Source organism: Agaricicola taiwanensis (assembly GCF_014635245.1).
In the GTDB taxonomy this organism is placed as follows: Bacteria; Pseudomonadota; Alphaproteobacteria; order Rhizobiales; family Methylopilaceae; genus Agaricicola; species Agaricicola taiwanensis.
The window spans coordinates 527,975-549,189 of the sequence record NZ_BMCP01000001.1; the positions used below are offsets into that span (position 1 = coordinate 527,975).

Annotated in this window: 20 protein-coding genes; 18 read left to right on the forward strand and 2 right to left on the reverse strand. The window is 59.4% G+C overall.

Annotated features, from left to right (window positions below; genetic code table 11):
* Positions 1 to 79: 79 nt before the first annotated feature.
* On the reverse strand, positions 80 to 1,459 hold the full coding sequence (locus IEV58_RS02495; protein ID WP_229729238.1) for an aminotransferase-like domain-containing protein: 1,380 nt from the start codon (positions 1,457 to 1,459) through the stop codon (positions 80 to 82).
* A 272-nt stretch (positions 1,460 to 1,731) separates the two neighbouring features.
* On the opposite strand from IEV58_RS02495, the gene IEV58_RS02500 reads away from it, so the two are divergent.
* The 18 genes from IEV58_RS02500 (at position 1,732) to IEV58_RS02585 (ending at position 20,423) form a co-directional block, all read left to right on the forward strand.
* Entirely contained in the window at positions 1,732 to 2,052 is a 321-nt protein-coding gene (locus IEV58_RS02500; protein WP_188408115.1) for an NIPSNAP family protein, read from the forward strand.
* A 43-nt stretch (positions 2,053 to 2,095) separates the two neighbouring features.
* Positions 2,096 to 2,974 carry an FAD binding domain-containing protein gene (locus IEV58_RS02505; protein ID WP_188408116.1) on the forward strand — a complete coding sequence of 293 codons (879 nt, stop codon included), beginning with the start codon at positions 2,096 to 2,098 and terminating at the stop codon, positions 2,972 to 2,974.
* Positions 2,971 to 3,471, forward strand: coding sequence for a (2Fe-2S)-binding protein (locus IEV58_RS02510; protein ID WP_188408117.1), 501 nt, complete (start codon positions 2,971 to 2,973; stop codon positions 3,469 to 3,471). Before IEV58_RS02505 ends, IEV58_RS02510 begins: the two co-directional genes overlap by 4 nt.
* Entirely contained in the window at positions 3,468 to 5,870 is a 2,403-nt protein-coding gene (locus IEV58_RS02515; RefSeq protein ID WP_188408118.1) for a xanthine dehydrogenase family protein molybdopterin-binding subunit, read from the forward strand. Before IEV58_RS02510 ends, IEV58_RS02515 begins: the two co-directional genes overlap by 4 nt.
* Positions 5,860 to 6,840, forward strand: a complete 981-nt coding sequence (locus tag IEV58_RS02520) for an amidohydrolase family protein (protein WP_188408119.1) — start codon at positions 5,860 to 5,862, stop codon at positions 6,838 to 6,840. The genes IEV58_RS02515 and IEV58_RS02520 overlap by 11 nt, the downstream gene beginning before the upstream one ends.
* Before the next feature lie 24 nt (positions 6,841 to 6,864).
* Positions 6,865 to 7,329, forward strand: coding sequence for an SRPBCC family protein (locus tag IEV58_RS02525; RefSeq protein WP_188408120.1), 465 nt, complete (start codon positions 6,865 to 6,867; stop codon positions 7,327 to 7,329).
* 4 nt (positions 7,330 to 7,333) lie between these two features.
* Positions 7,334 to 8,140: an alpha/beta fold hydrolase gene (locus IEV58_RS02530; RefSeq protein ID WP_188408121.1), complete on the forward strand. Its 807-nt coding sequence runs from the start codon at positions 7,334 to 7,336 to the stop codon at positions 8,138 to 8,140.
* A 353-nt stretch (positions 8,141 to 8,493) separates the two neighbouring features.
* Positions 8,494 to 9,519: an ABC transporter substrate-binding protein gene (locus tag IEV58_RS02535; protein ID WP_229729140.1), complete on the forward strand. Its 1,026-nt coding sequence runs from the start codon at positions 8,494 to 8,496 to the stop codon at positions 9,517 to 9,519.
* Positions 9,516 to 10,322, forward strand: coding sequence for an ABC transporter permease (locus tag IEV58_RS02540; RefSeq protein ID WP_188408123.1), 807 nt, complete (start codon positions 9,516 to 9,518; stop codon positions 10,320 to 10,322). The genes IEV58_RS02535 and IEV58_RS02540 overlap by 4 nt, the downstream gene beginning before the upstream one ends.
* Positions 10,319 to 11,101, forward strand: coding sequence for an ABC transporter ATP-binding protein (locus tag IEV58_RS02545; protein WP_229729141.1), 783 nt, complete (start codon positions 10,319 to 10,321; stop codon positions 11,099 to 11,101). The genes IEV58_RS02540 and IEV58_RS02545 overlap by 4 nt, the downstream gene beginning before the upstream one ends.
* Positions 11,102 to 11,306: 205 nt before the next feature.
* Positions 11,307 to 12,293 (forward strand): Bug family tripartite tricarboxylate transporter substrate binding protein, encoded by a 987-nt coding sequence (locus IEV58_RS02550; RefSeq protein ID WP_188408124.1) that lies wholly within the window; start codon positions 11,307 to 11,309, stop codon positions 12,291 to 12,293.
* A gap of 135 nt (positions 12,294 to 12,428) precedes the next feature.
* Positions 12,429 to 13,394, forward strand: coding sequence for a Bug family tripartite tricarboxylate transporter substrate binding protein (locus IEV58_RS02555; protein WP_188408125.1), 966 nt, complete (start codon positions 12,429 to 12,431; stop codon positions 13,392 to 13,394).
* 186 nt (positions 13,395 to 13,580) lie between these two features.
* The gene (locus tag IEV58_RS02560) at positions 13,581 to 14,489 is read left to right on the forward strand and encodes a Bug family tripartite tricarboxylate transporter substrate binding protein (protein WP_188408126.1); all 909 of its coding nucleotides are present in this window, start codon (positions 13,581 to 13,583) and stop codon (positions 14,487 to 14,489) included.
* 392 nt (positions 14,490 to 14,881) lie between these two features.
* Entirely contained in the window at positions 14,882 to 15,874 is a 993-nt protein-coding gene (locus IEV58_RS02565; protein WP_188408127.1) for a Bug family tripartite tricarboxylate transporter substrate binding protein, read from the forward strand.
* Between the two features lie 47 nt (positions 15,875 to 15,921).
* Positions 15,922 to 16,401 carry a tripartite tricarboxylate transporter TctB family protein gene (locus tag IEV58_RS02570; RefSeq protein WP_229729142.1) on the forward strand — a complete coding sequence of 160 codons (480 nt, stop codon included), beginning with the start codon at positions 15,922 to 15,924 and terminating at the stop codon, positions 16,399 to 16,401.
* 13 nt (positions 16,402 to 16,414) lie between these two features.
* Positions 16,415 to 17,926, forward strand: a complete 1,512-nt coding sequence (locus IEV58_RS02575) for a tripartite tricarboxylate transporter permease (RefSeq protein WP_188408129.1) — start codon at positions 16,415 to 16,417, stop codon at positions 17,924 to 17,926.
* A 299-nt stretch (positions 17,927 to 18,225) separates the two neighbouring features.
* Positions 18,226 to 19,161 (forward strand): LysR substrate-binding domain-containing protein, encoded by a 936-nt coding sequence (locus tag IEV58_RS02580; protein ID WP_188408130.1) that lies wholly within the window; start codon positions 18,226 to 18,228, stop codon positions 19,159 to 19,161.
* Positions 19,162 to 19,391: 230 nt separating this feature from the next.
* Positions 19,392 to 20,423: an alpha-hydroxy acid oxidase gene (locus IEV58_RS02585; RefSeq protein ID WP_188408131.1), complete on the forward strand. Its 1,032-nt coding sequence runs from the start codon at positions 19,392 to 19,394 to the stop codon at positions 20,421 to 20,423.
* Here IEV58_RS02585 and IEV58_RS02590 read toward each other — a convergent pair.
* Entirely contained in the window at positions 20,420 to 21,211 is a 792-nt protein-coding gene (locus IEV58_RS02590; RefSeq protein WP_188408132.1) for a sulfite exporter TauE/SafE family protein, read from the reverse strand. The two genes, IEV58_RS02585 and IEV58_RS02590, sit on opposite strands and share 4 nt — an antisense overlap.
* Between the last annotated feature and the right edge of the window lie 4 nt (positions 21,212 to 21,215).

The following is a 21,215-nucleotide window of genomic DNA, read 5'->3' on the forward strand; positions in this document are numbered from 1 at the left end:
GGCGGAGGCTGCGGCTTCCGCCTTGGCGGTGGCTGGAAAGGCTGCCCGCATATCGAGCCTCATGGCTTCCCTGTAACCGCTACACCATCGCCATTGCTTCGAAGTCGTCGAGAATCGAACGAAGGAGAGTCAATGCGTCCCTCAGTTCGACAAGATTCGATGCGCCGCCAAGACAGAGACGAAAGCCATTGGCCATCGGATCGAGTGGCTGCAGGGGAGTTGGCGAGGCCAGGGTCAGCCCCGCCTGGGCGGCCTCTGCAAACAGAGATATCGCAGTCCGACCGAGCGACATCGTCACCCAAAGATGGAAGGCAGGGACAGTTGGAATCACGGGTATGAAATCACCGAGCAGCTCGCGCGCCAGATCCACTCGCTCTGCCGCCGCTGCCCGCTTCATCTTTACCTGCTCGGCTAGGCTGCCGTTCTTCATCATCCGGACGACGGCTTCCGACATCACGGCGTTGGCCATCCAGCCCGTTGCCCTGATGGAGTTCACGATGCGGTCGCGGAACGGTGGGGGCGCGACCATAGCGCCAATCCGCAGCCCGGGAGCCAGGCATTTGGCAAAACTGACCACATAGAAGGCACGATCCGGGATGAATGACGTCACTGTCGGAAGCGGATCGCTGGACAGGAAGCCGTAAGCATCGTCCTCGATGACCCAGGCATCATGCCGACGGACGATCTCGGCGATCTCACGCCGCCGCTCAACAGGCATTATGCTTGCCGAAGCGGTCTGGAACGTGGGTGTGAGATAGAGGGTTTTGGCACCGCTTTCCTTGAACGCTTCGTCAAGCCGGTCAGGGATAATGCCGTGGTGATCCATCAGCACTCCCTTCAGCGCATATCCCTCCATCAACGCCAGCGCCATCATCCCGGAATAGGTCAGATTTTCAGCAAGCACCGGCGTGCCCGGCTTGGACAACAGCCGCATCGCTATCGAAATGGCATGCTGGGCGCCGTGGGTGATGAACAGGTTGTTTGGCGATATCTCCAGGGAAGCTTGGCCAAGCCAGTCCGCCACGGCACGGCGGTGTTCTTCCCGACCCTGGTGGGGCAGGTATCCAAGAAGCCGGGGAAACTGTTTGTCTTCCATGACCTCGGTCATGGTCCGGGAGATGAGCTCGTCTTCGCCTGTTGGCGGAGGCGTGTTCAAGGCCAGATTGATCCGGCGCGGGCTTTCGTGCGCTGAAGCCTCGGTTACTCCCAAAGGCTGGTTGGTTGGAAGGAGGAAGGTGCCCTTGCCGACTTTGCCCGAGATCAAGCCGCGCCGCTCCGCAGCCGCATAGGCCTTCGACACTGTTCCGACGCTGAGGCCAAGCTTGTCGGCCATCTCCCGGTGTGTCGGCAGACGGTCACCGGCGCTTACATTCCCGGCGGCGATGTCGGCCTGAAGCGCCGCGACTATTTGCAGATAGCGGGGGCCTTCGCCGAAGGGCAGCTTTGGATACCAACTCATAGCAATCCTCCAATGACCGCACGAGATATGACAATTCGGCAATTGTCGCAATCCAGCACTGATTCCAAGCCCACCTTTATACACACTCCTCAGACGCCTCGACGCCCCCTTTGCCGTCGCGGTTCGCTGACTTAGCTGACAGATTATTATAATCCCGTCTGGCGTACCGCTCCTCGCTTATCCTACTTGCATGTCCTATTTTTCGGGTTGCATGCATGGGGGGATCGCCATATTGTCATGCTAACGATGGGTGAATTGCAAGGATTCAATACATGATCTATGAAATTCGCATATACGAACATGTGGATGGCAGGGCTGACGCCGTCCGCCGGCGGTTTACGGAAGAGGTGGCGCCGCGCTTTCCCAAGCACGATATCGAGCTGCTGGGTGCGTTCACTGATCTCGATACGGGAATGCTGACCTATATGACCCGCTTCCCCGATGAGGAGTCCCGCAAGCGCGCATGGGCGTCGTTCGGAGCCGATCCGGAGTGGAAAGCGATCAAGGCCGCCAGTGAAGTGGATGGTCCGCTCATCGCCAAACAGCACGTCAGCGTGGTCGCGCCGGCAATGACCGGTCTGCCGATCACCTGATTGGCCTAGCGGTGATTTCTCATTTTCACAGGATCGAATAATAGTGAAGCCAGCTCCATTCTCCTATGTTCGCCCGTCTTCGCTGGCAGAGGCATGTGATGCGTTGGCGTCTGATCCTGATGCCCGCGTCATCGCCGGTGGCCAGACGCTCGTGCCCATGTTGGCCATGCGGCTTGCGCGCCCGACGCTCCTTGTCGATGTCACAGCAATTGCAGATCTCGTCGGGATTCAGGAAACCGAAGCCGGCATCGAGATTGGCGCCGCAACGCGGCAGGCGCACGCACTTGTTTCAGATCTCATCAGGACCCAGGTGCCCCTTCTCAGCAAAGCCCTGCCCAACGTGGGTCATCCCCCAACCAGGGCGCGTGGCACGGTGGGCGGCTCCATCGCCCATGGCGACCCTTCAGCCGAGATCGCCCTCGCGGCCACGGTGTTGAACGCCACGATACACTACCGGGACGGCGACGAAGATCTGGAATTCCAACCGGACGAATACTTCATCGGCCCGACCCTGACCGCGGCTCCGCCGAGCGGATGTCTGACCAAAGTGGTGTTCCCGAAGCGGCCGGAAGGGCGCGTCGGAGCAGGCTTCCAGGAGATTGCCTCTCGAAGAAGCGACTATGCCTTCGCCTCGGCGGGCGGGCAGGTTGTTCTTGATCAGGCCGGCACCTGTGTCGCCGCTCTCCTCGGTATCGGCAGTGTCGGGGACGTTCCTGTTGCAATCGATGTCGGCGGGCTCGTCGGAACGCGTCTGGACGACGGTCAAATCGCGGAGGCTGTCGCCGCGGCGCTTGAGGGGCTGGAGGTCGTGGACGACTTGCATGCGACCGCAAGTTATCGGAAGCGCGCCGCAGCCCGCCTGGCGTTTCTCGCTCTTGTCGAGGCGCGGGATGACGCGCGAGCCGGAGGAGCGGCAGCATGAAGGTTTCACTGACCGTCAACAATCGAAAGACCGACATCGACGTCGAGCCACGCACGACCCTTCTGGATGCGTTGCGCGATGAACTGAGCCTCAAGGGCACGCACGCCGGCTGCGAGCATGGTGTCTGCGGTGCCTGTACCGTCATGGTCGACGGCGTGGCCGTGCGCTCCTGCCTTATGTTCGCCGTTCAGGGAGAGGGCCTCGACATCACCACGATCGAGGGGATTGCGCGCGGCGAAGGTGAATTGGGAATCGTTCAGGACGCCTTTTGCGAAACGCACGGTCTTCAGTGTGGGTATTGCACGCCCGGCATGATTGTCGCGGCGCAGGCGCTCCTGCGGCAGAACCAGACGCCTACGGATGACGAAATTCGCGAGGCCATCTCCGGCAATATCTGTCGATGCACCGGCTACGGCCAGATTGTCGAGGCTATACGCCTTGCTGCGAAGCGCATGCGCGAGAGCAATGCCCTCAGGGCCGGGGAGGTCGCGGAATGAACCAGCAGAATAACCGCTTCATTTCCGGCAATCGACGCGTTCGCGAAGACCGCCGCTTCGTGGTCGGCAAGGGCAAGTTCGTCGCCGACATCGATATTCCTGACATGGCCCATGTCGCGCTTGTCGCCGCCCAGTATCCGGCAGCAAAGATCCTCAATATCGACCCAACGGCCGCACTCGCCATGGAGGGGGTCGTTGCCGTTCTGACAGGGGACGAGCTGGCTGCCGCGGTCAATCCGTTGATGAACGGGCTCGACACGCCAAACGTGAAGCGGTTCCCGCTTGCCGTCGGTCAAAACCGCTACGCGGGAGAATGGGTCGCGGCGGTCGTTGCCGAAACCAGAGCGCTCGCCGAAGACGCGGCGGAAAAGGTCGTCGTCGATGTCGAAAGGCTCGCCTTTATCACCGATGCGGAAGCGGCGCTGGAACCCAGTTCGCCTCCGTGTCACCCGGAGCATGGGTCCAATCTCCTGCTCGACCGAACCTTCGACTGGGGTCCCGTCGAGGAAGATTTCGCACGCAGCGAGGAGAAGCTCAGCCTCCGCGTGACCTGGGGCCGAAATTCGACCGTGCCGATCGAAACCTTCGGCGTCATCTGCAAATGGGATCCCTGGTCGGAAATACTCGACGTCTGGGCATCGATCCAGATGCCGAAATATGCCGATCAGATCGCGCGTTCCCTGAAAATCCCCGGCAACGCCGTGCGGGTTCACTACGATGTCGATGTCGGCGGCAGCTACGGCGTCAAACGCGGCATCAAACACACGGTCCTCTGTGGCTATCTCGCCAGAAAGCTCGGACGGCCGATCCGCCTCATCGAGGACCGCCTGGAGAACATGCGGGCCGGCGATGCACATGGGCCAGAGCGCATCTTTGACATCGACGTCGCCTTCGACCGGGACGGCACGGTTCGCTCCATGAAGATCCGCGCGCTGGACAATGCCGGTGCATATGCCGGCCGTGCACCCTTCCAGCTGGGAAAGCCGATTGGCGCAATCGTCGGTCCCTACCAGATCGCTTCGGTCCAATACCGAGCGATGTCGGTGACGACGAACAAGACCGTACAGGAGGCGGTGCGAGGCTTCGGCCAGTCTCCGACCAATTACGCCATCGAGACCATGATGGACCGCGTCGCCGACCATCTCGGAATGGACAGGATCGAACTCAGGCGGCGCAATTTCATCCGGTACGACCAGTTCCCCTATGAGATTCCGTCGGGCAGTTCCTATGATTCCGGCGATTACCACACGGTTGTCGACAAGGTCCTTGCTCAGGCAAACTACGAAGACATCGTCGCCGAACGGGACAGGCTGCGTGCGGAGGGGCTTTGCGCAGGCATAGGCATTGCTGCCTGCCTCGAGCCCTCGGGCGGCAATTCATCCTTCGAGCCGTTGCTCAACGAGAACAACCGGACGTCGACCTGGATGGAAGGCAGCCGGGTGAATATTGATGCCCTCGGCGAGGTGACCGTCGCCATTCACACCACGAGTTCAGGGCAGGGACATGAGACACTCGCCGCCACGGTCGTGGGCGAGGTGCTTGGCATCGATCCCGACCGTATTCGTGTGATCCGTCCCGATAGCCTTGGCAGCCTTCCCGGAAACTCGCCGGTCGGAAGCCGCATGGCGATCATGCTCGGTGGCGCTGCAGCGGGGGCCGCCCGCAATCTGCGCAAGCAGATCGTTGCGATCGCCTCACATGCCATGGGCATCGATCCGTCCGTGGCACGTTATGAAGACGGTGCGGTCTTGGCGCCGGATGGTCGATCTGTCGGTTGGGATGAAGTGGTGGATATTGCGCACCGCCGGTTCCACGATCTGCCGCCGGACACCAACCCGGGCCTGACGGCAAGTTTCATCCAGCAGGTCCCGACGGGCGTCGCCCTGCCGAAGGATGGCAGGGTACAGATGTATCCCTGCTATTCATTCGAGTTCCACGTCGTCCTCCTGTCGTTCGATCCGGTGCTCGCACGTCCGGAAATTCGCCGTTACGTCATTGGCCATGACTGCGGCACGGTGATCAATCCCCATATCGTGAAGGGTATGACCCTCGGCGGCATCGCGCACGGCATCGGCGCGGCCCTGCTGGAGGAGTTCGTCTATGACGGGGAAGGTCAACTTATGACGCAAAGCTTCCTCGACTACCTTATGCCGTCCTCACACGAAGTGCCGGAAGTCGAGATCGTTCACCACTGCACACCTTCTCCGCTGACCGAGTTCGGGCAGAAGGGATCCGGTGAAAGTGGTTATCTCGGGGCACCTGCGGCCATCTCAGGCGCCATTCACGATGCCGTACGCCCCTGGGGCGTGCAGCTCGACAAACTCCCCATCCGCATGAGCGCGGTGAGCGACGCGATAGCCGCCGCACAGGAAAAAGGCAATTTACCCAATGATCATTGACGCCCACGCTCACCTCGTCCCGCCCGCATTGCTCGACGAATTGCGCGACCGCCGCACCGAATTTCCATCCGTCTCCATGACGGAAAAGGATGGCAGCCTGGCTTTTTCATTCGCCGGCAAAGCCCCGACGCGGCCGGTATCGCCCGGTCTTACCAATGTCGCGAAGCGGTTGGGCTGGATGGATGAGAACGGCATCGACCGGCAAGTCGTGGGCGGCTGGCTCGACATGTTCGGCAATGATCTTCCCGCAGAAGAGGGCGCCGAGTGGGCGCGCACGATCAATCGCCACCTGAAACAGGCCGCAAAAGACAGCGGCGACCGCTTCATCGGACTATCCGTCGTCCCGCTTCAGGATGGCGCTCGCGCTGCAGAAACCCTACGCGCGGCTCACGCCGACGGGTTCAAGGGTACCATGATCGGCACCCAGCCGAAGGGAAAGGGCGGGGTCCTCGATGATCCGGACCTCACCCCTTTCTGGGAAGCCGCAAACGAACTTGGGTCGATCGTCGCGATCCATCCGGTGTTCGACGCTGGCGACGATCGCGTGAAGTTTCACGGGATGGAAAACGCCGTGGGCCGCGTTACCGACACCCTCATCGCCGTGAGCAGGATCATCTACTCCGGGCATGTCGAGCGCTATTCCAACGTCAAATTCGTAGTCGGCATCGGCGGGTCTGCTCTGCCCTATGTGATCGGGCGCCTGAAAAGGAACCATTCGCTTCATCCCGACGACATGGCCGATCCTGCCAAGGCCTTGTCCATGATGTACTACGACACGTTGGTTCATGATCCCCTGGCTCTGAAGCTGCTGATCGACACCGTGGGTGCCGATCGTATTCTGCTCGGCTCGGACATGCCTTTCCCCATTGGCGATCCGAAGCCACGGGCAATCCTCGAAAGCGTCGGTCTCAGCGGCGCCCAGCGCCAGTCGATCGAAGGCGGGCTGATTGAGACACTGATCGGCGCTTAACGCACGCGTGGGAGGAGCATGCTGATGAAAATGGAATTGAACGGATCGGAACACATCGCGGCCAGCAGGCGCCAGCTATGGGACGGACTGAACGACCCGGCGGTTCTCACCATGTGCATTCCCGGCTGCAAGGCAATGGTCCAGACCGCCCCCGATAGCTACGACGTGGCGATGCAGCTCAAGGTCGCCGCCGTGGGCGGGGGGTTTGATGGAAAGGTCGCCCTCTCGGACAAGATCGAGCTCGAGCGCTGCCGGATCGCGGTGTCGGGTGCGGGAACGCTGGGCACGGGCTCCGGCACGGCCGAATTCGTGATCACCGAGATCGATGCCGAAAATTGTCAGCTGGACTATGCAGGGACCGGAGAGATCGGCGGGCTTGTTGCGGGCGTTGGCCAACGAATTCTCGGCTCCGTTGCAAAACACCTGACGAAGCAGTTCTTTACCGCGCTCCGGAAACATTTCGCCGAACTCGAAAAAGCGGAGGTGTGACATCATGTCGATCACAACCTCCGGAGAACGTTTTGTCACAGTTGGAGGTGCTCATAGCATCTTCCTGTCGGAACGGCCGGCCGTCGGCGGTGCGCTGCCAGTCCTCTTTCTCAATTCCCTCGCAGCAGATCTGACGATGTGGGATGGCGTGCGTGACGGCCTCGGCCTTCATTCGGCCGCCTACGATGCCCGCGGACATGGCCGCTCTGACGCGGTCGCCGGCGATGCGACCATTGATGAGTTCGCGGATGACGCGGCCGCGGTGATGGCTGCCGCCGGCTTGGAAAGGGCTGTCCTTTGCGGGCTTTCGCTGGGCGGACTGACGGCCATGCGACTTGCTGAGCGGATGCCGGATCGTGTCGCGGGCCTGGTGTTGGCGAATACCGCTGTTAGTTTTCCGCCAGCGCAAATGTGGCGCGATCGCGCGGAACTCGCTCGAGCCGGTTCGTTCTCGCAACTCGTCCAGCCCACTCTGGAACGCTGGCTGACGCCATCCTACCGTCAAGCGCGGCCGGACGTCGCCGAGAAGGTGCGCGAGATGATACAATCGACGGCCGCGGAGGGATATGCCGCCGCCTGCGCCATTCTGGGTAATGCAGATACCGGGCAGGCATTGCGGGACTTTGACGGACCGGTGCTGGTCATCGCTGGAAGGCATGACCAATCCACTCCCATCGCCCGGGCCGAAGAGATGGTCGCATTGGCTGATAACGCCGAGCTTCTTGTGCTCGAAGCCGCACATCTTTCCGCCGTCGAGTGCGCGGCCGAATTCGGCGCAGCATTGAAGCGGTTCGTCGAACGGGCAAGCTGACCGGGCCGAGCCGGGCGCTTGAGCAGATCGGCGGCGGGGCAGGCGCAAAACCGGCCCGCTCCCACTGGCCTTGATGGTCGGATAGGTCGAAGAGGACAGCGGCTGTAATGATCATGAATGCAGGGCTCTGGAATTCAGCCGAAAGTGCTTCAACAAAGGCAAAATCGACATTGAAGTGGCCGGCAATCAACTAACAGTGCTTGGCTATTGTTGCTGAAGGTGGTGCCGCCTGCACCATTATCTCGTAATTGCACTTATTGTACCAATATATCTGGTTGTTTTGAATGGGATTGATGTATAATTTGTTTGACATTCCTGCGGCCCCTTTCTACCCTCGGAGGTAGCTTATCGTAGTGCCGCGCACGGTCTGCCTAATGATAGCGGCGCAAGGGAGGGAGAAGGCCATGCGTTCAATTTTGGCCCCCATTTTGGCGGCAAGCACTATTCTGTTCTGTTCCGGCGCGGGAGCGCAGGAAAAGCTTACTGAATTGTCCATTGTAGTCTTCGGGCCTCCTTCGCTCGGAGCCTTCCTGCCGCCGATCATCAAGGCGCAGAAATTCGACGCCGCGCATGGGCTGGACATCACCTTTGCCGAACGTACCCCGGACGCCTATGCGGCTCAGTTCAACTCGGGAGAGTTCAAAATCGGTGGCAGCGCAGCGCTGCTCACCGTCGGTCTTGCGGAAACGCGCGGGGTCAAGGCGACGTACCTGTTCAACCTTTTTGATTTCTGGGGTGCGGTCGTTACCACGCGGGACGATGTCCAGAGCCTCGGCGACCTCGCCGGCAAGGATTTGGCGGCAGCAACCGGCACAACCAACTACCAGATGTTCCGATGGCTGGCGAAGGCGCAAGGCTTTGATCTTTCCCAGGTCAAGGCCGTCAATACCGCCACGCCGGGCCTCGTAGGTTACGTGATGGCTGATCGCGCGGCGGGCGTTCAACTCTGGGAGCCGGGCTTCACGTCGTTGATGGCGCAGAACGACAAGGTTCGTTCGCTGGACCTCAACATTGCCGCTACCTGGGAGAAATTCGCCGGATCGCCCAACATTCCCTATCTGGGCGTGGCGGCAGACAGTGCTTGGGCGGAAAGCAACAAGGAAACCGTTTCAGCGCTCTACAACGCATATCATGATGCGGCAGAGTGGGTGAAAGCCAATCCTGATAAGGCCGCTGCCCTCATATCCGGAGGCAAGACCGACGTTTCTGAGAACTATGCGGAACTGATCCGGGCCAACGACCGCCTCGGTCTCAATGTTCAATGGGCGAAGGACGTCAAGGACGAGATCAAGAAGGTCTACGAAGTCGGCCTTGAGATCGAATATTTCCCTTCCATGCCGACAGACGCGACGATCTATGAGGGCGGGGGTGCGCGATGAGCATGAAGTCTGATGCTGCGCAGCCAGACTTCGCTCTGATCGACGCCGCACTGAAGGTATTCTGGACGGCCGCGCCCTTCATTCTGATCGCGGCCTGCTGGCAGGTCGCGTCCCTCTTCTTCCCGCCTTTCCTGTTTCCTTCACTGCTGGACGTCTTTTCTCGCGTGTTCGAGATCCTGACGTCCTGGTCGCAGTTTTCCAGTGTGCTCGCGACGGCGATGCGCATCCTCGGTGGCCTTGCTGGAGCTTTTCTCATCGGAACCGTCCTCGGTGTTCTGATTGTTCAATGGCAACCCCTGGACCGTCTGTTGACGCCGGTGTTGATCTTCTTTCAGGGCGTCCCGGCGCTGAGTTGGGTCGTCTTTGCCATCATCTGGTTTCACGGCATTGAATTCCGCATCCTGTTCATCATGGTGGTCACCACACTTCCCGCCTTCACGTTCCAGGTGGTGGGAGCGTTGCGCGGGATGAACAAGGACTTGCTGGAAATGGTGATGAGCTTCCGCCCCAACCGGCGCAAGTTCTTCGGCGCCATGGTGCTTCCGGCCGTGCTGCCGGAAATCCTCACCGCCTGGAAGGTCAATCTCGGCAACGCAAGCCGTGTCGTGGTCGTTGCCGAACTGGTCGGCTCGTCGGGTGGCGTGGGCTATCAGCTTCTTCAGCAGCAGCAGTTGTTTGACATGGCCGGTGCGCTTGCGTGGACCCTGCAACTCGTCTTCTTCGTCCTTCTCTTCCAGTGGTTCCTGAGCTTTATCGAGCGCGTCGCGTTTCGCTACCGCGCCGTATCGGAGCGTTCACTATGATGCGTACCGCCGAAACGAACGTCCCGGCGGCTCCGATCGGAGACCCCAATGGAGCGACGATACGGTTTCAGAATGTCCGCAAGAGCTTTGGGCAGTTCGTAGCAGTCGACGGACTGAACCTCGACGTCCAGCAAGGTCAACTCGTGGCTCTTCTTGGAAAGACCGGTTGCGGCAAGTCAACGATATTCAACATGATATCCGGGCTGACGTCGGCAACGGAGGGCGAAGTATCGGTAATGGGGCAGAACCCATTCGAGCGCTTCAACTGGTATCGCGGCAAGATGGCCATCGTTTTCCAGAACGACCGCCTGCTGCCCTGGCGCACGGCGGTTCGCAACGTCGAACTCGGGCTTGAGGTTCTCGAGTTGCCAAAGGCGGAGCGCAAGGAACGCGCCATGCAATGGCTCGAAAAGCTGGGCTTGAAGGGGCATGAGCACGACTACCCGCACGCGCTTTCCGGCGGCATGCGCCAGCGCGTATCGATCGCACGCGCTTTCGCCACCGACGCACCGCTTCTGCTGTGCGATGAGCCGTTCTCGGCTCTGGACGAAATTACGTCCACGCGGTTGCGAACCGAATTCGCGCGGCTGGTGCGCGAGAACGGCAAGACGGCTGTCTTTATCACGCATTCCATCAACGAGGCATTCGACATTGGAGACCGGATCATTGTCCTGAGGCGCCCCGCCGAAATTGCGCAAGATATCCGCATGTCCGCTGATGTCGGTGAGGAAGAGCGTGAGCGGATCCGCGAGATAATCCGCACATCTCTGTCGCACTAGTTTGACCGGGGGCACCACGAATTGTCAGCTCCGGACGGCAGCGCCTCTGTCGCGGCTGAAAAGAAAGAGATTCAGTCCCAATATTTCCATCACTCGCCCAAGAACACTGCTGGAGTGACAGGAGCAGCGACCGGAAAGCCGCCATGGTTCGGGGGCTCGGCTCGCAGTCGATGTAAGTAATGACGGAGTGCAGCTAAACCCATTTGTGCTTGAAAAAGCGGGGCCGGTACTGATGAAGCAAACCTTTGCGATGGGTATCACGGCCTCAGTGGGAACAGGCACGGAAGCCTTGGCGCTGAAGTATCCTTCAAGGCCGATAACACTCAACGTGGGCTTTGCTCCCGGCGGTCCAAACGACATTCTGGGACGACTTGTTGCCAAGGCCTTGTCGGCAAGGCTTGGCCAGCCGGTCAGCGTGGAAAACCTTCCTGGAGAGTCGGGAAACATCGCCACCGAGGCAGCGGTGAAATCCGCTCCGGACGGTCACACATTGCTTCTCTTAGGGCCTGCAAATGTAATCAACATCTCGATTCACAAAGAACTGAGCTACGATTTCCAGAAAGATATTATTCCGGTGGCCGGCATCACCCGGGAACCATTGGTAATGGTGGTCCATCCCTCCGTTCCGGCAAGAACCGTGCCGGAGTTCATCGCATACGCAAAGACAAAACCAGCGGATCTCAGGGTGGCTTCCACAGGCAATGGAAGTTCTCCCCATGTCACCATGGTGCTTTTCAACTCGATGACTGGGCTGGACCTGCCTATCGAGCACTTTCAGGGCGGTGGACCGGCGTTGAAGAACATCATCTCCGGAAGCACGAAGATGATGTTCGAGCCGATGTCCGCGTCCATCGATCTGGTCAGGAGCGGCAAGCTTCGCGCGCTTGCCGTCACCACAGCAGGACCCTCGGCCTCCTTGCCCGGAATCCCGGCCGTGGCCGAGACCATTGCCGGCTTCGAGGCAAGCGCGGTGACGGGTATCGGCACACCTGCCGGCACGCCTAAGGAGATCGTGGACAAGCTGAACGCGGAGATTAACGCCGCTCTGTCCGATCCTGCGGTTCTCGCCGAACTGGCCGCAACTGGCGGTGAGCATATCGGCGGTTCTCCTGAGGATTTCGCCAATGTGCTGGAAGGCGAGATCGCGAAATGGAGCGCTGTCGTGAAAGCTGCCGGTGTAACGGCGGATTAGTGCATTCGAAAAAAGAAGCGAGTTCCGCCGCGGGATTACTTTGTCGGAAGCTCGACAGGACTTTTGTCACGCATGTTTAACGGGAGGATTAAGAGCATGAAAAGTGTAATAGACGGACAGAAATGGTGGACTGGAGTGACATCGGGCCTGCTGGCTTGCGGCATCCTGCTGGCGCCGGCGGTGACCATGGCAAACGACAAGTTTCCGGAAAAGGAAGTCACGATCGTCGTGCCGTTCACACCGGGCGGCGTCACTGACCTCAATGCACAGATCCTGGCAAAGCACCTTGCCAAGCACTGGGGCCAGAAAGTCTCTCTTCAGGGCATGCCGGGCGCGGGAGGGGCCAAGGGAACCATGCATGTTTTGGCTGCGCCCAAGGACGGCTATACCATGATGATGAGCGCGACCGGGCAAGCAACACAGAACCCGGCCATCGACAGCAAATCGCCCTACAAATGGGATGATCCAACTCTCGTCGCTCGCACCAGCTTGAGCCCACTCGTATTCGTCGTTAAGGGAGATTCTCCCTGGAATTCCCTTGAGGACGTTGTCAACGACGTCAAGGCAAATCCGGAAAAATATAAATTCGGAACCTCCGGAAGGGGTGGCGTCGGTGCAATTGCGCTCTCCGTGCTTCTAGGCAGCAGCGGGGTCGATGTCTCCAAGGTCGGCACCGTCGAGAAGCAGGGAGGTGGACCCCTTCTTGAAGCAGTGGTCACCGGTGAAACACACTTTGCCGCTCAATATCTGGCCGAGATGGGTGACTTGCTGAAAAGCAAAGCAATCAAGCCGCTGGCGGTGAGCACGTCTGAGCGCGTCAAGCAATTGCCCGATACTCCGACTGCAAAGGAAGCGGGATATGAGAACTTCAGCTTGATCGGCTGGAATGGCATCGTTGGTCCCGGTGATCTTCCCGAGGAAGCCGTGAACGATTGGGCGAAGGCTCTCGAGGCTTTGTCGTCTGACGCCGACTTCGTCGCGGAAACCGAAGCGTCGGGCGCGGTCGTTTCCTTCCTCGGACCGAAGGAGTTCAAGAGCGCTTTGAAGGTCGAGTATGAAACGGCGCTGGACCTGGTGACCAAGCTGGGACTGCGTCGCTAACAAACCGGTCCGCAAAACCTACCGCCTTCGGTCTGAAGGCGGTAGGTAATTTGATCACTTTTAGGCCCAACAGAATTACTCAAGAAGTCCGCTCACTAACTGCGCTGTCCGTCGGCCTATCAGCCTCGCAGCTGCGGATCTGTTTACGGAAACTAGCGGACTAAATCTTGTCTTGCGAGGTAAGCGATGTCTGGCCCGGAAATTCACAATACAGAGCAGAATCTGGACAGAGAAGTCCGACTGATTGTGCCTATCGAGGCAGGCGGAATTATAGACATGATAGCAACGCCTTTGGCTGGGGAGCTTCGGCGGTCGCTCGGTGGTCAGGTAAGGGTGGAATACGTTCCGGGTGCTCTGACCCAAACCGGATCGGCCTTAGCCGCCGCTTCCCCTGGGGATGGATTTACTCTTCTTGCCCACTCTCGCCAGCTTATCACCAACGTTTACACGACGACCAATGCGGTTCAGCCGCTGACTGACCTCAAACCCCTGTCGATGGTGGCGACAACTCCCTTCGTGCTGGCCGTCAACCCTTCGCTTCCGATCTACAGCATCAGTGATCTTGTCGATGCCGCAAGCAAGGCGCGCCTCTCTTATGCAAACTCTGGACGTGCCTCCAACCAGCAAATGGCAATGGAGCTCTTCAAGGACATGAGTGGCCTGGCTTTCGTCAGGCGCGAGTACGACGGCGGGGGTGGCGCTCAAGACGCAGTGGTCTCAGGAGAAAGCGACATTGGCATCTTTGCCCAGGTCGCGATCATGCGGCATATCGAGCAGTCAAAGCTGAGAGCAATAGCGGTGACCGGGGCCGAGCGCTCCGCAGCGCTACCCGACATCCCGACTGTCGCCGAGTCTGGATTCGGCAAGTACCAGTTTATCAGCTGGGTAGGCCTTTTTGCTCCGGGATCCACACCGCCGGGCACTGTTGCCCGCTTAAGCAACTCCCTGACGAGCACCATACGGGCACCGGCGTTCTCGTCCCTTATGAGACAGCAGGGCGCCAAGGCCATTGGCAGTACTTCTTGCGAGTTCGCAAGCTTCATCGCCGAGGAGCTGTCGCAGTGGAAGGATATAATTGGCAGGAGCGGGGTCTAAGTTACTGGTACCTCTTCGTGCTAGGTCCCGGATGCCCTCGATCGGATGCCTTCGGTGGTGGCGGCATGAGCGATGGCTTTTCGAGCAATTCCGGACACCTCAAAACCCAGCGGATGAGACGCCGCACGCCCCTCCTATGACATCACTGTCATGCCTCTGCGTAATTGTATCATAGGATGTATGCTACTTGGCTTGCATTATCATACGTCAATTGACAGCAAGCTGCCGCCTATCCTATGTTGCTGGCGGAGGAAGGCTTTGTGCGTTCTGCGGCTGAGGCCGAGGTGGGCGCGGTGGGTGATCAGCGCCACTGGCCGTCGGATGTTTCCTAAAACCATAACTGGGCAAAAAAGAAGCTGGACAGATTGAGCCAGCAAAACGGGGAGAAGAGCGTGCGTAACAGACTCAGAACAAATTTTTGGCTCGCGCCGGTGTTAGCCGCGGCTTCGCTGCTGCATACCCCGCTCTATGCCCAGGACGTCCCAAAGGATTATCCCAACAGGCCTATTGAATGGATCATACCTGCCGCTCCGGGCGGCGGAATTGACCTGTTTGGCCGAACGGTGACGAGAGTATTGAGCGAGCAAGGGATTGTCACCCAATCGTTCCAGATAACCAACAAGCCAGGCGCGGGTGGTGCGATCGGCATGGCCGAAATGGTGCAAAGAAAGGGAGACATCAACACCCTGCTGGGCGTTGCTCTTCACGTGCACCTGACCCCTCTGCTGCAGGGGACCCCGCATTCCTACAAAGATATGACGCCTATCGCAAAACTGTTCGCGGAATATGCGATGATGGTGGTGCGCAAGGACTCCCCGATAAAGAGCCTGGACGATGTCGTTGAGGCGATTAAGAAAGATCCGGGCAGCATCAAGTTTGGCGGATCGACGATCGGGAATACGGATCATTTGACTGCTGCCAACTTGGCAAAGGTTTCCGGCGTTGATCCCAGGAAGATCACCTTCGTGCCATATACAGGCGGTGAGTCCAACGCGGCGATACTGGGTGGCCATGTGGATGTCGGCATGGGCGGCCCCGACTTGATTGATCTCGTCACTGGCGGGGAAATGCGTGTCCTCGGCGTGGCTTCGCCAGAGCGGCTTTCTGGTCCTTTCGCGGAGCTGCCGACGTTCAAGGAGCAGGGCTACGAGGTTGTCACCGAAACATGGAGAGGCGTGTTTGGTCCGCCTGCGATGCCCGCAGCCGGGGTCAAATATTGGCAAGATGCTCTTGGTAAGATGGTGAAGACCGACGCTTGGCGGACAGAGCTCACCAAGAACCAGTGGGTAGATCGCTTTGAAACGGAAAGCTTTCCTGCCACTCTCGATCGAGAGCACGAAGAATTTCGCAAATCCTTGATCGAACTTGGTCTTGTTGCGAAATAGCGCCTATGTCCGGGTATAGTCATGTCGCAGGTAGGGCGGCTGAACTTTTGTTCACCGTCCTGCTGGTCATCTTTTCCCTGGCATTCATATGGTATTCTACTGTTATTCCTGACCCGCCCCGTAATGTTGCCGTAGGGCCGCGCACTTTTCCGTTCATTCTCGGAGGATTGCTGCTTGCCTGCTCATCGTTTCTGGCTTTCAAGCAGGTTTCTCAGGTCTTCTCGGGCCGTGTAGACGATCCTGCCGTTGAAGAGAGTGTTCCCGTAGAGGACGATGCGGAGATTGGTGATTGGTCCGGCGTCTTTGTGACCCTGGGAGCCTTCTTGGTCTTGCTCTTGGTTTTAGAGTGGCTGGGATTCTTATTGTCATTCACCTGCTTCATATTCTTCCTTTCCACTTACTTCGTGCCCAAAAAATGGAAAGTAAATCTTCTGGTCGCGCCGGTGTTCGCGACCACATTCTATCTGATGTTCACAAAGCTGCTGGGCGTTATTCTCCCAAACGGCCTCCTTTCATCTATCATCTAAGGAAGTGAGCGAGATGGAGAGTTTCGCGAACATACAAGCCGGTTTCGCGCTGGCTCTTCAGCCGATGTATCTGTTGATGGCCTTGGGCGGCGCTGCGCTCGGAACAGCGATTGGCGTCCTGCCGGGAATCGGACCGTCTCTCGCAATCTCACTCCTGCTGCCGTTCACGTTCCAACTTGTAGATCCAGTCGGTGCCTTCATAGCATTTGGGGGAATTTTCTATGGGGCGATGTATGGTGGTTCGACCACGACCATCCTGATCAACACTCCGGGTGAGAGTTCCTCTGTGGTGACGGCTCTCGACGGCTACAAGATGGCGCAGAATGGACGCGCAGGCGCGGCGCTCTCCACCGCGGCGATCGGTTCATTCTTCGCCGGTACCGTTGCTACATTTGCGCTGATGATCTTGGCGGAGCCGTTCGTTTCCTTCGCTCTGAGCTTCGGCCCGGCGGAGTATTTCGCTCTGATGGTTCTGTCGCTCTGTACCGTTACGGCGATCGGGGGAGGGCACCCGAGCAAGGCAGCATTTTCCACGCTGCTCGGTCTCTCGATGGGAATGATTGGCCTGGACAGCACCAGCGGACAGCTGCGGTTTACGTTCGGCGAAGCGTCCCTGTTCGACGGCATTGATGTTGTTGTCGCCGCCATAGGTCTGTTCGCGGTGAGTGAAGTTCTTTTCGGGCTAGGCAATCTTCGCCGCCAGCCGGAATCGCGGCTCGTTTCGCCCGGCCCGCTCAGGATGACCAAAGAAGAATGGAAGCGCTCGATCGCACCTTGGTTCCGGGGGTCGGGACTGGGCTTTATTATCGGCGTTTTGCCTGGAGCTGGAGCCACCATCGCTTCTTTCATGGCCTATGCACTGGAGAAAAAGGTCTCCAGGCATCCGGAGCAGTTCGGCAAGGGTGCGATCGAGGGCGTGGCCGGACCGGAAGCAGCGAACAATGCTTCGGCTGGCGGAGCGCTCGTGCCCTTGCTGACGTTAGGAATTCCCGGGTCCGCTACCGGCGCCGTCATGCTCGCCGCGTTCCAAGGCTACGGAATAAATACGGGACCTCTACTTTTGAAAAATCATCCCGATCTTGTCTGGGGTCTTATCGCCAGTCTGTACATCGGCAATCTGATGCTACTCGTGCTGAACTTACCGCTTGTTGGTCTGTGGGTGAAATTGCTGAAGATTCCGGAGGCACTTCTTTATCCAATGATCCTGACACTGAGCACTCTCGGTGTGTATAGTTTGAATCGGAGCATTTTTGATCTTTATATGCTCTTCGGGATCGGCATCATAGGTTTTCTGTTGCGACGGTTTCGCTATCCGCTTGCCCCGGTGATCCTCGGACTGGCGTTGGGGCCGCTGTTGGAAACGGAATTCCGCCGGGCATTGATCGGATCACGAGGTGACTGGAGTGTGTTTGTTGGCAGCCCAATCGCAGCCTCCGCACTCCTTCTGACGCTCGCCTTTATCCTGGTTCCTATTCTTATCAAGGCCGTCCGTTCTGTCTCCGGTGTTAAGCCGCAAATGCCCTGAGACCGCATGGAGCCTTCGTCTCGGGACGCGCTGTCGAAGCTATGGCGGCCGCCCAATCACCACGAGGCGGACTGCAGCTCAGCGTCGGTGGCGCGTCACCTCCATCATTCCAGGGCTGCCCGTTCATCACGCTTACTTGCGCTTCGGGCGATACCAGTCGCTCCGACAGCAGCTGCACCATGCTGGCGTTGGCGATGGCTCCCGAACCTGTGTTGCTGATCCGGCGGGCACCGGATGCTGTAATCCGCCCGGGACTGATAGTAGGATACGGTTATAATTTTGTCAGGTGATGCAGCAACATGCCACAGCTCCCTCCGCTTAATGCGATCCGCGCTTTTGAAGCTGCCGCGCGCCTTCAGAGCTTCAAACATGCTGCCGAAGAACTTCGCGTCACCGACAGCGCGATCTCGCGGCACATCGCGCTGCTCGAGGCATGGCTGAGGGTAAAACTGTTTCGAAGGCTGACGCGCCAGGTTGTGCTGACGGCTGAAGGAGCCGCTCTTTTTTCCGAAACCTCGCCGGCGCTCAGCCGCATAGCCGCAGCGGCGGAGAGCATCTCTCGGGTCAACGACGCCGAGACACGGATCGCGGTCAGCGCGTCACCGACATTCACGATGCGATGGCTCATTCCACGGCTGCCCGACTTCCTGCGTTCAAATCCCGGTATCGACATTTCCCTCACAACATCGATCGAGCCGGCCGATTTTATGTCCGGCTACGACATGGCTATCCGCCGTGTATCGCAAGTCTCGCCAGATCTTGGATATGTGCGCATTCTCGACGAATTGCGGATCCCGGTCTGTCATCCCTCACTGAAGGAACGCATCAATCCCGAAGACCCGACCACCTTTCTTTCGCAGGAACTGCTCCACGCACGCACCTCTCTGGGCGCCTGGGCGGAATGGCTGGCCGAAGTCGGCGTGACCGAAGGTCTCCCGCCCCAGACGACCTTCTTCGACGAGATGTATTTCGTCGTGCAAGCTGCCGCCAGTGGTCTTGGCTTCGGCATCGTGCCGGCACCGCTGGTGATCGACGAGGTGCTGTCCGGCAAGCTGGCGCTGCCTTATCCCTACGCCTCCCGCCGCGCAAATCACTACCATGCAATCTTCCCCAAGACGCGGCGGCGCAACCGGGCGATAGCGTCGTTCTGCGACTGGATGGCCGAGCAGGGGCAGGTTTCCGCGCGCCTCGTCTGCCACGCCCTCGATCTCGATCCGAGTTCGCATGACAGTTGAGTAATCCTGTCCTGTTCCTCCAAAAAGATCTGTTGTGAGGCAAGGCCATGTTCCCCAAATTGCTGAGGTTGTCCGCCACGGCATTTTCGTGCGGGGACACGGGGAGAACAGGCCAGGCCGAGCCATCGGGGATGCGAGTTCTGCAGGCCATTGATGGTACGAACTGCACGGTCGTCTCGTAGCTCTGGCAGCGTTCTTCCAAAGCACCAGAAGACCGGCAGGAGCAGCAAATGATGTCGCAGTTCGTCTCACTGGTTCAGCTGAAAGACGCGGCTGCCAGCAATCTGTCAGCCGATCTGGCTGATCATATCGCAAGTGCCGCCGGAACCGAGGCCACGCTCCGCCGTAACCTGATGGCCTTCGAAAGCATCGCTTTTCGTCCTCGCGTTCTGCGCGACGTATCCCGCGTCGATACCAGTGGCATGGTCCTGGACCGCAAGTGCCGCCTGCCGGTCGTGTTGGCTCCGGTCGCCTCGCTGCACCGCATCGCCCCGGACGCGGATTGTGCTCTGGTCCGTGCCGCGGGACGTTTTGGTGTGCCCACCTTCATCAGCAGCATAGCCGAAGCAGGATTTGAAGCGATCGCAGGTGCAGGCCCCGGCGCGTTGGCTCTGCAGCTCTATGTACGCCAGGATCCCGTGGAGGTCGCAGCGATCGTCAAAAGGGCCCAGGATGCAGGCTATGCCGCCATTGCTGTTACGGTGGATTCCGCGAATTACGGCATCAGGGATCGACAGCGCCTTGGCAAGTATCCGTCACCTGCAACTCATGCCCCAGGACGGGATCATCAGGCTCGCCTGACTTGGGAGATACTCGACGAGATCATGTCCGCAGCAGCGCCGATTCCGGTGATGCTGAAGGGCATTCAAACCGCCGAAGATGCCGTTCAGGCCGTCCGCTGCGGCGTCAAAACACTCTACATCTCCAATCACGGCGGTCGCCAGTTGGACCATAGCCGGGCCACCCTGGATGTGCTGCGCGAGGTTCGCGCCGCCATCGGGCCGGAGACGACGATCATCCTCGACAGCGGAATTCGTCGGGGCACGGACGTGCTCAAGGCGATCGCTCTCGGAGCCAACGCCGTCGGGCTCGGACGGCTGATGGTGTGGGCGCTGGCGGCCGGCGGCGAACAAGGCGTTGTCAGCATGCTCGAACTGCTGGAGGAAGAGATGCAGAACGCAATGGCGTTGCTCGGCGTCCGCTCGCTCGCGGAACTCAATTCCAGCTATGTCGCCGACGTTCCGCCTCTTTCCTGGTCCTAACCTCCCATCGCGCCCCGGAACAGCAGCACAACTGCACCGCAGCACAGCACGACCTGAAAGGCGGTGAAGAAGGTGCGGTCGCTAAGCCGTTTCGACACGCGGCGGCCGACCAGGCCCGTGATCAATCCGGGCCCAAGCAGCAGAAGCGCCTCTGTGACGATCTGGAGGCCGATCTCTCCTGCGATGGCCAGCATACAGACACGCCACACGAGGACCACCGCGGTGACAAGGATAAGCGTCCCGCGAAACGTCTCCCGATCCGGCGCGAAAAACTTCAAGAAGAGTGAGATGAAGGAGATCGATCCCGCTCCGATCACGCCTGAGATCAAGCCCGCCACCAAGCCAAACACGGGGCTCACGATGCGCACATGCTTCTCGACCAGTGGCCGCAACGGCTCGAGCCAGCCGCGCGCATCGATGAGAACCGAGGCAAGGATCACGGCACCGGCCAGAACGCTCAAAGCGCCGCCGCTGATCCGTGCAAAGATCAGGACCCCGACGGCGATGGACGGCACGAGCACGATCGTCAGGCGCAGCACCACGTCGCGCCTGCCGTAGCGGAGACCGTCCGGTATGAACTGGATGTGAGACATGACGTTTGTGACGGCCGCCAACAGCACCGCGTGGTGCGGCCCCACCACGAAAGACCCCGCCACTATGAGAAGCGGCACGGCACCATATCCAAACACGCCCTTGACGAAAAACGCCGCGCCGAAAATCACGACGAGCGACAGGACCTGAATCAGCGTCGCGCCTTCAAAAGCCGTGACGCCGAAAATCTGCACCATGGTC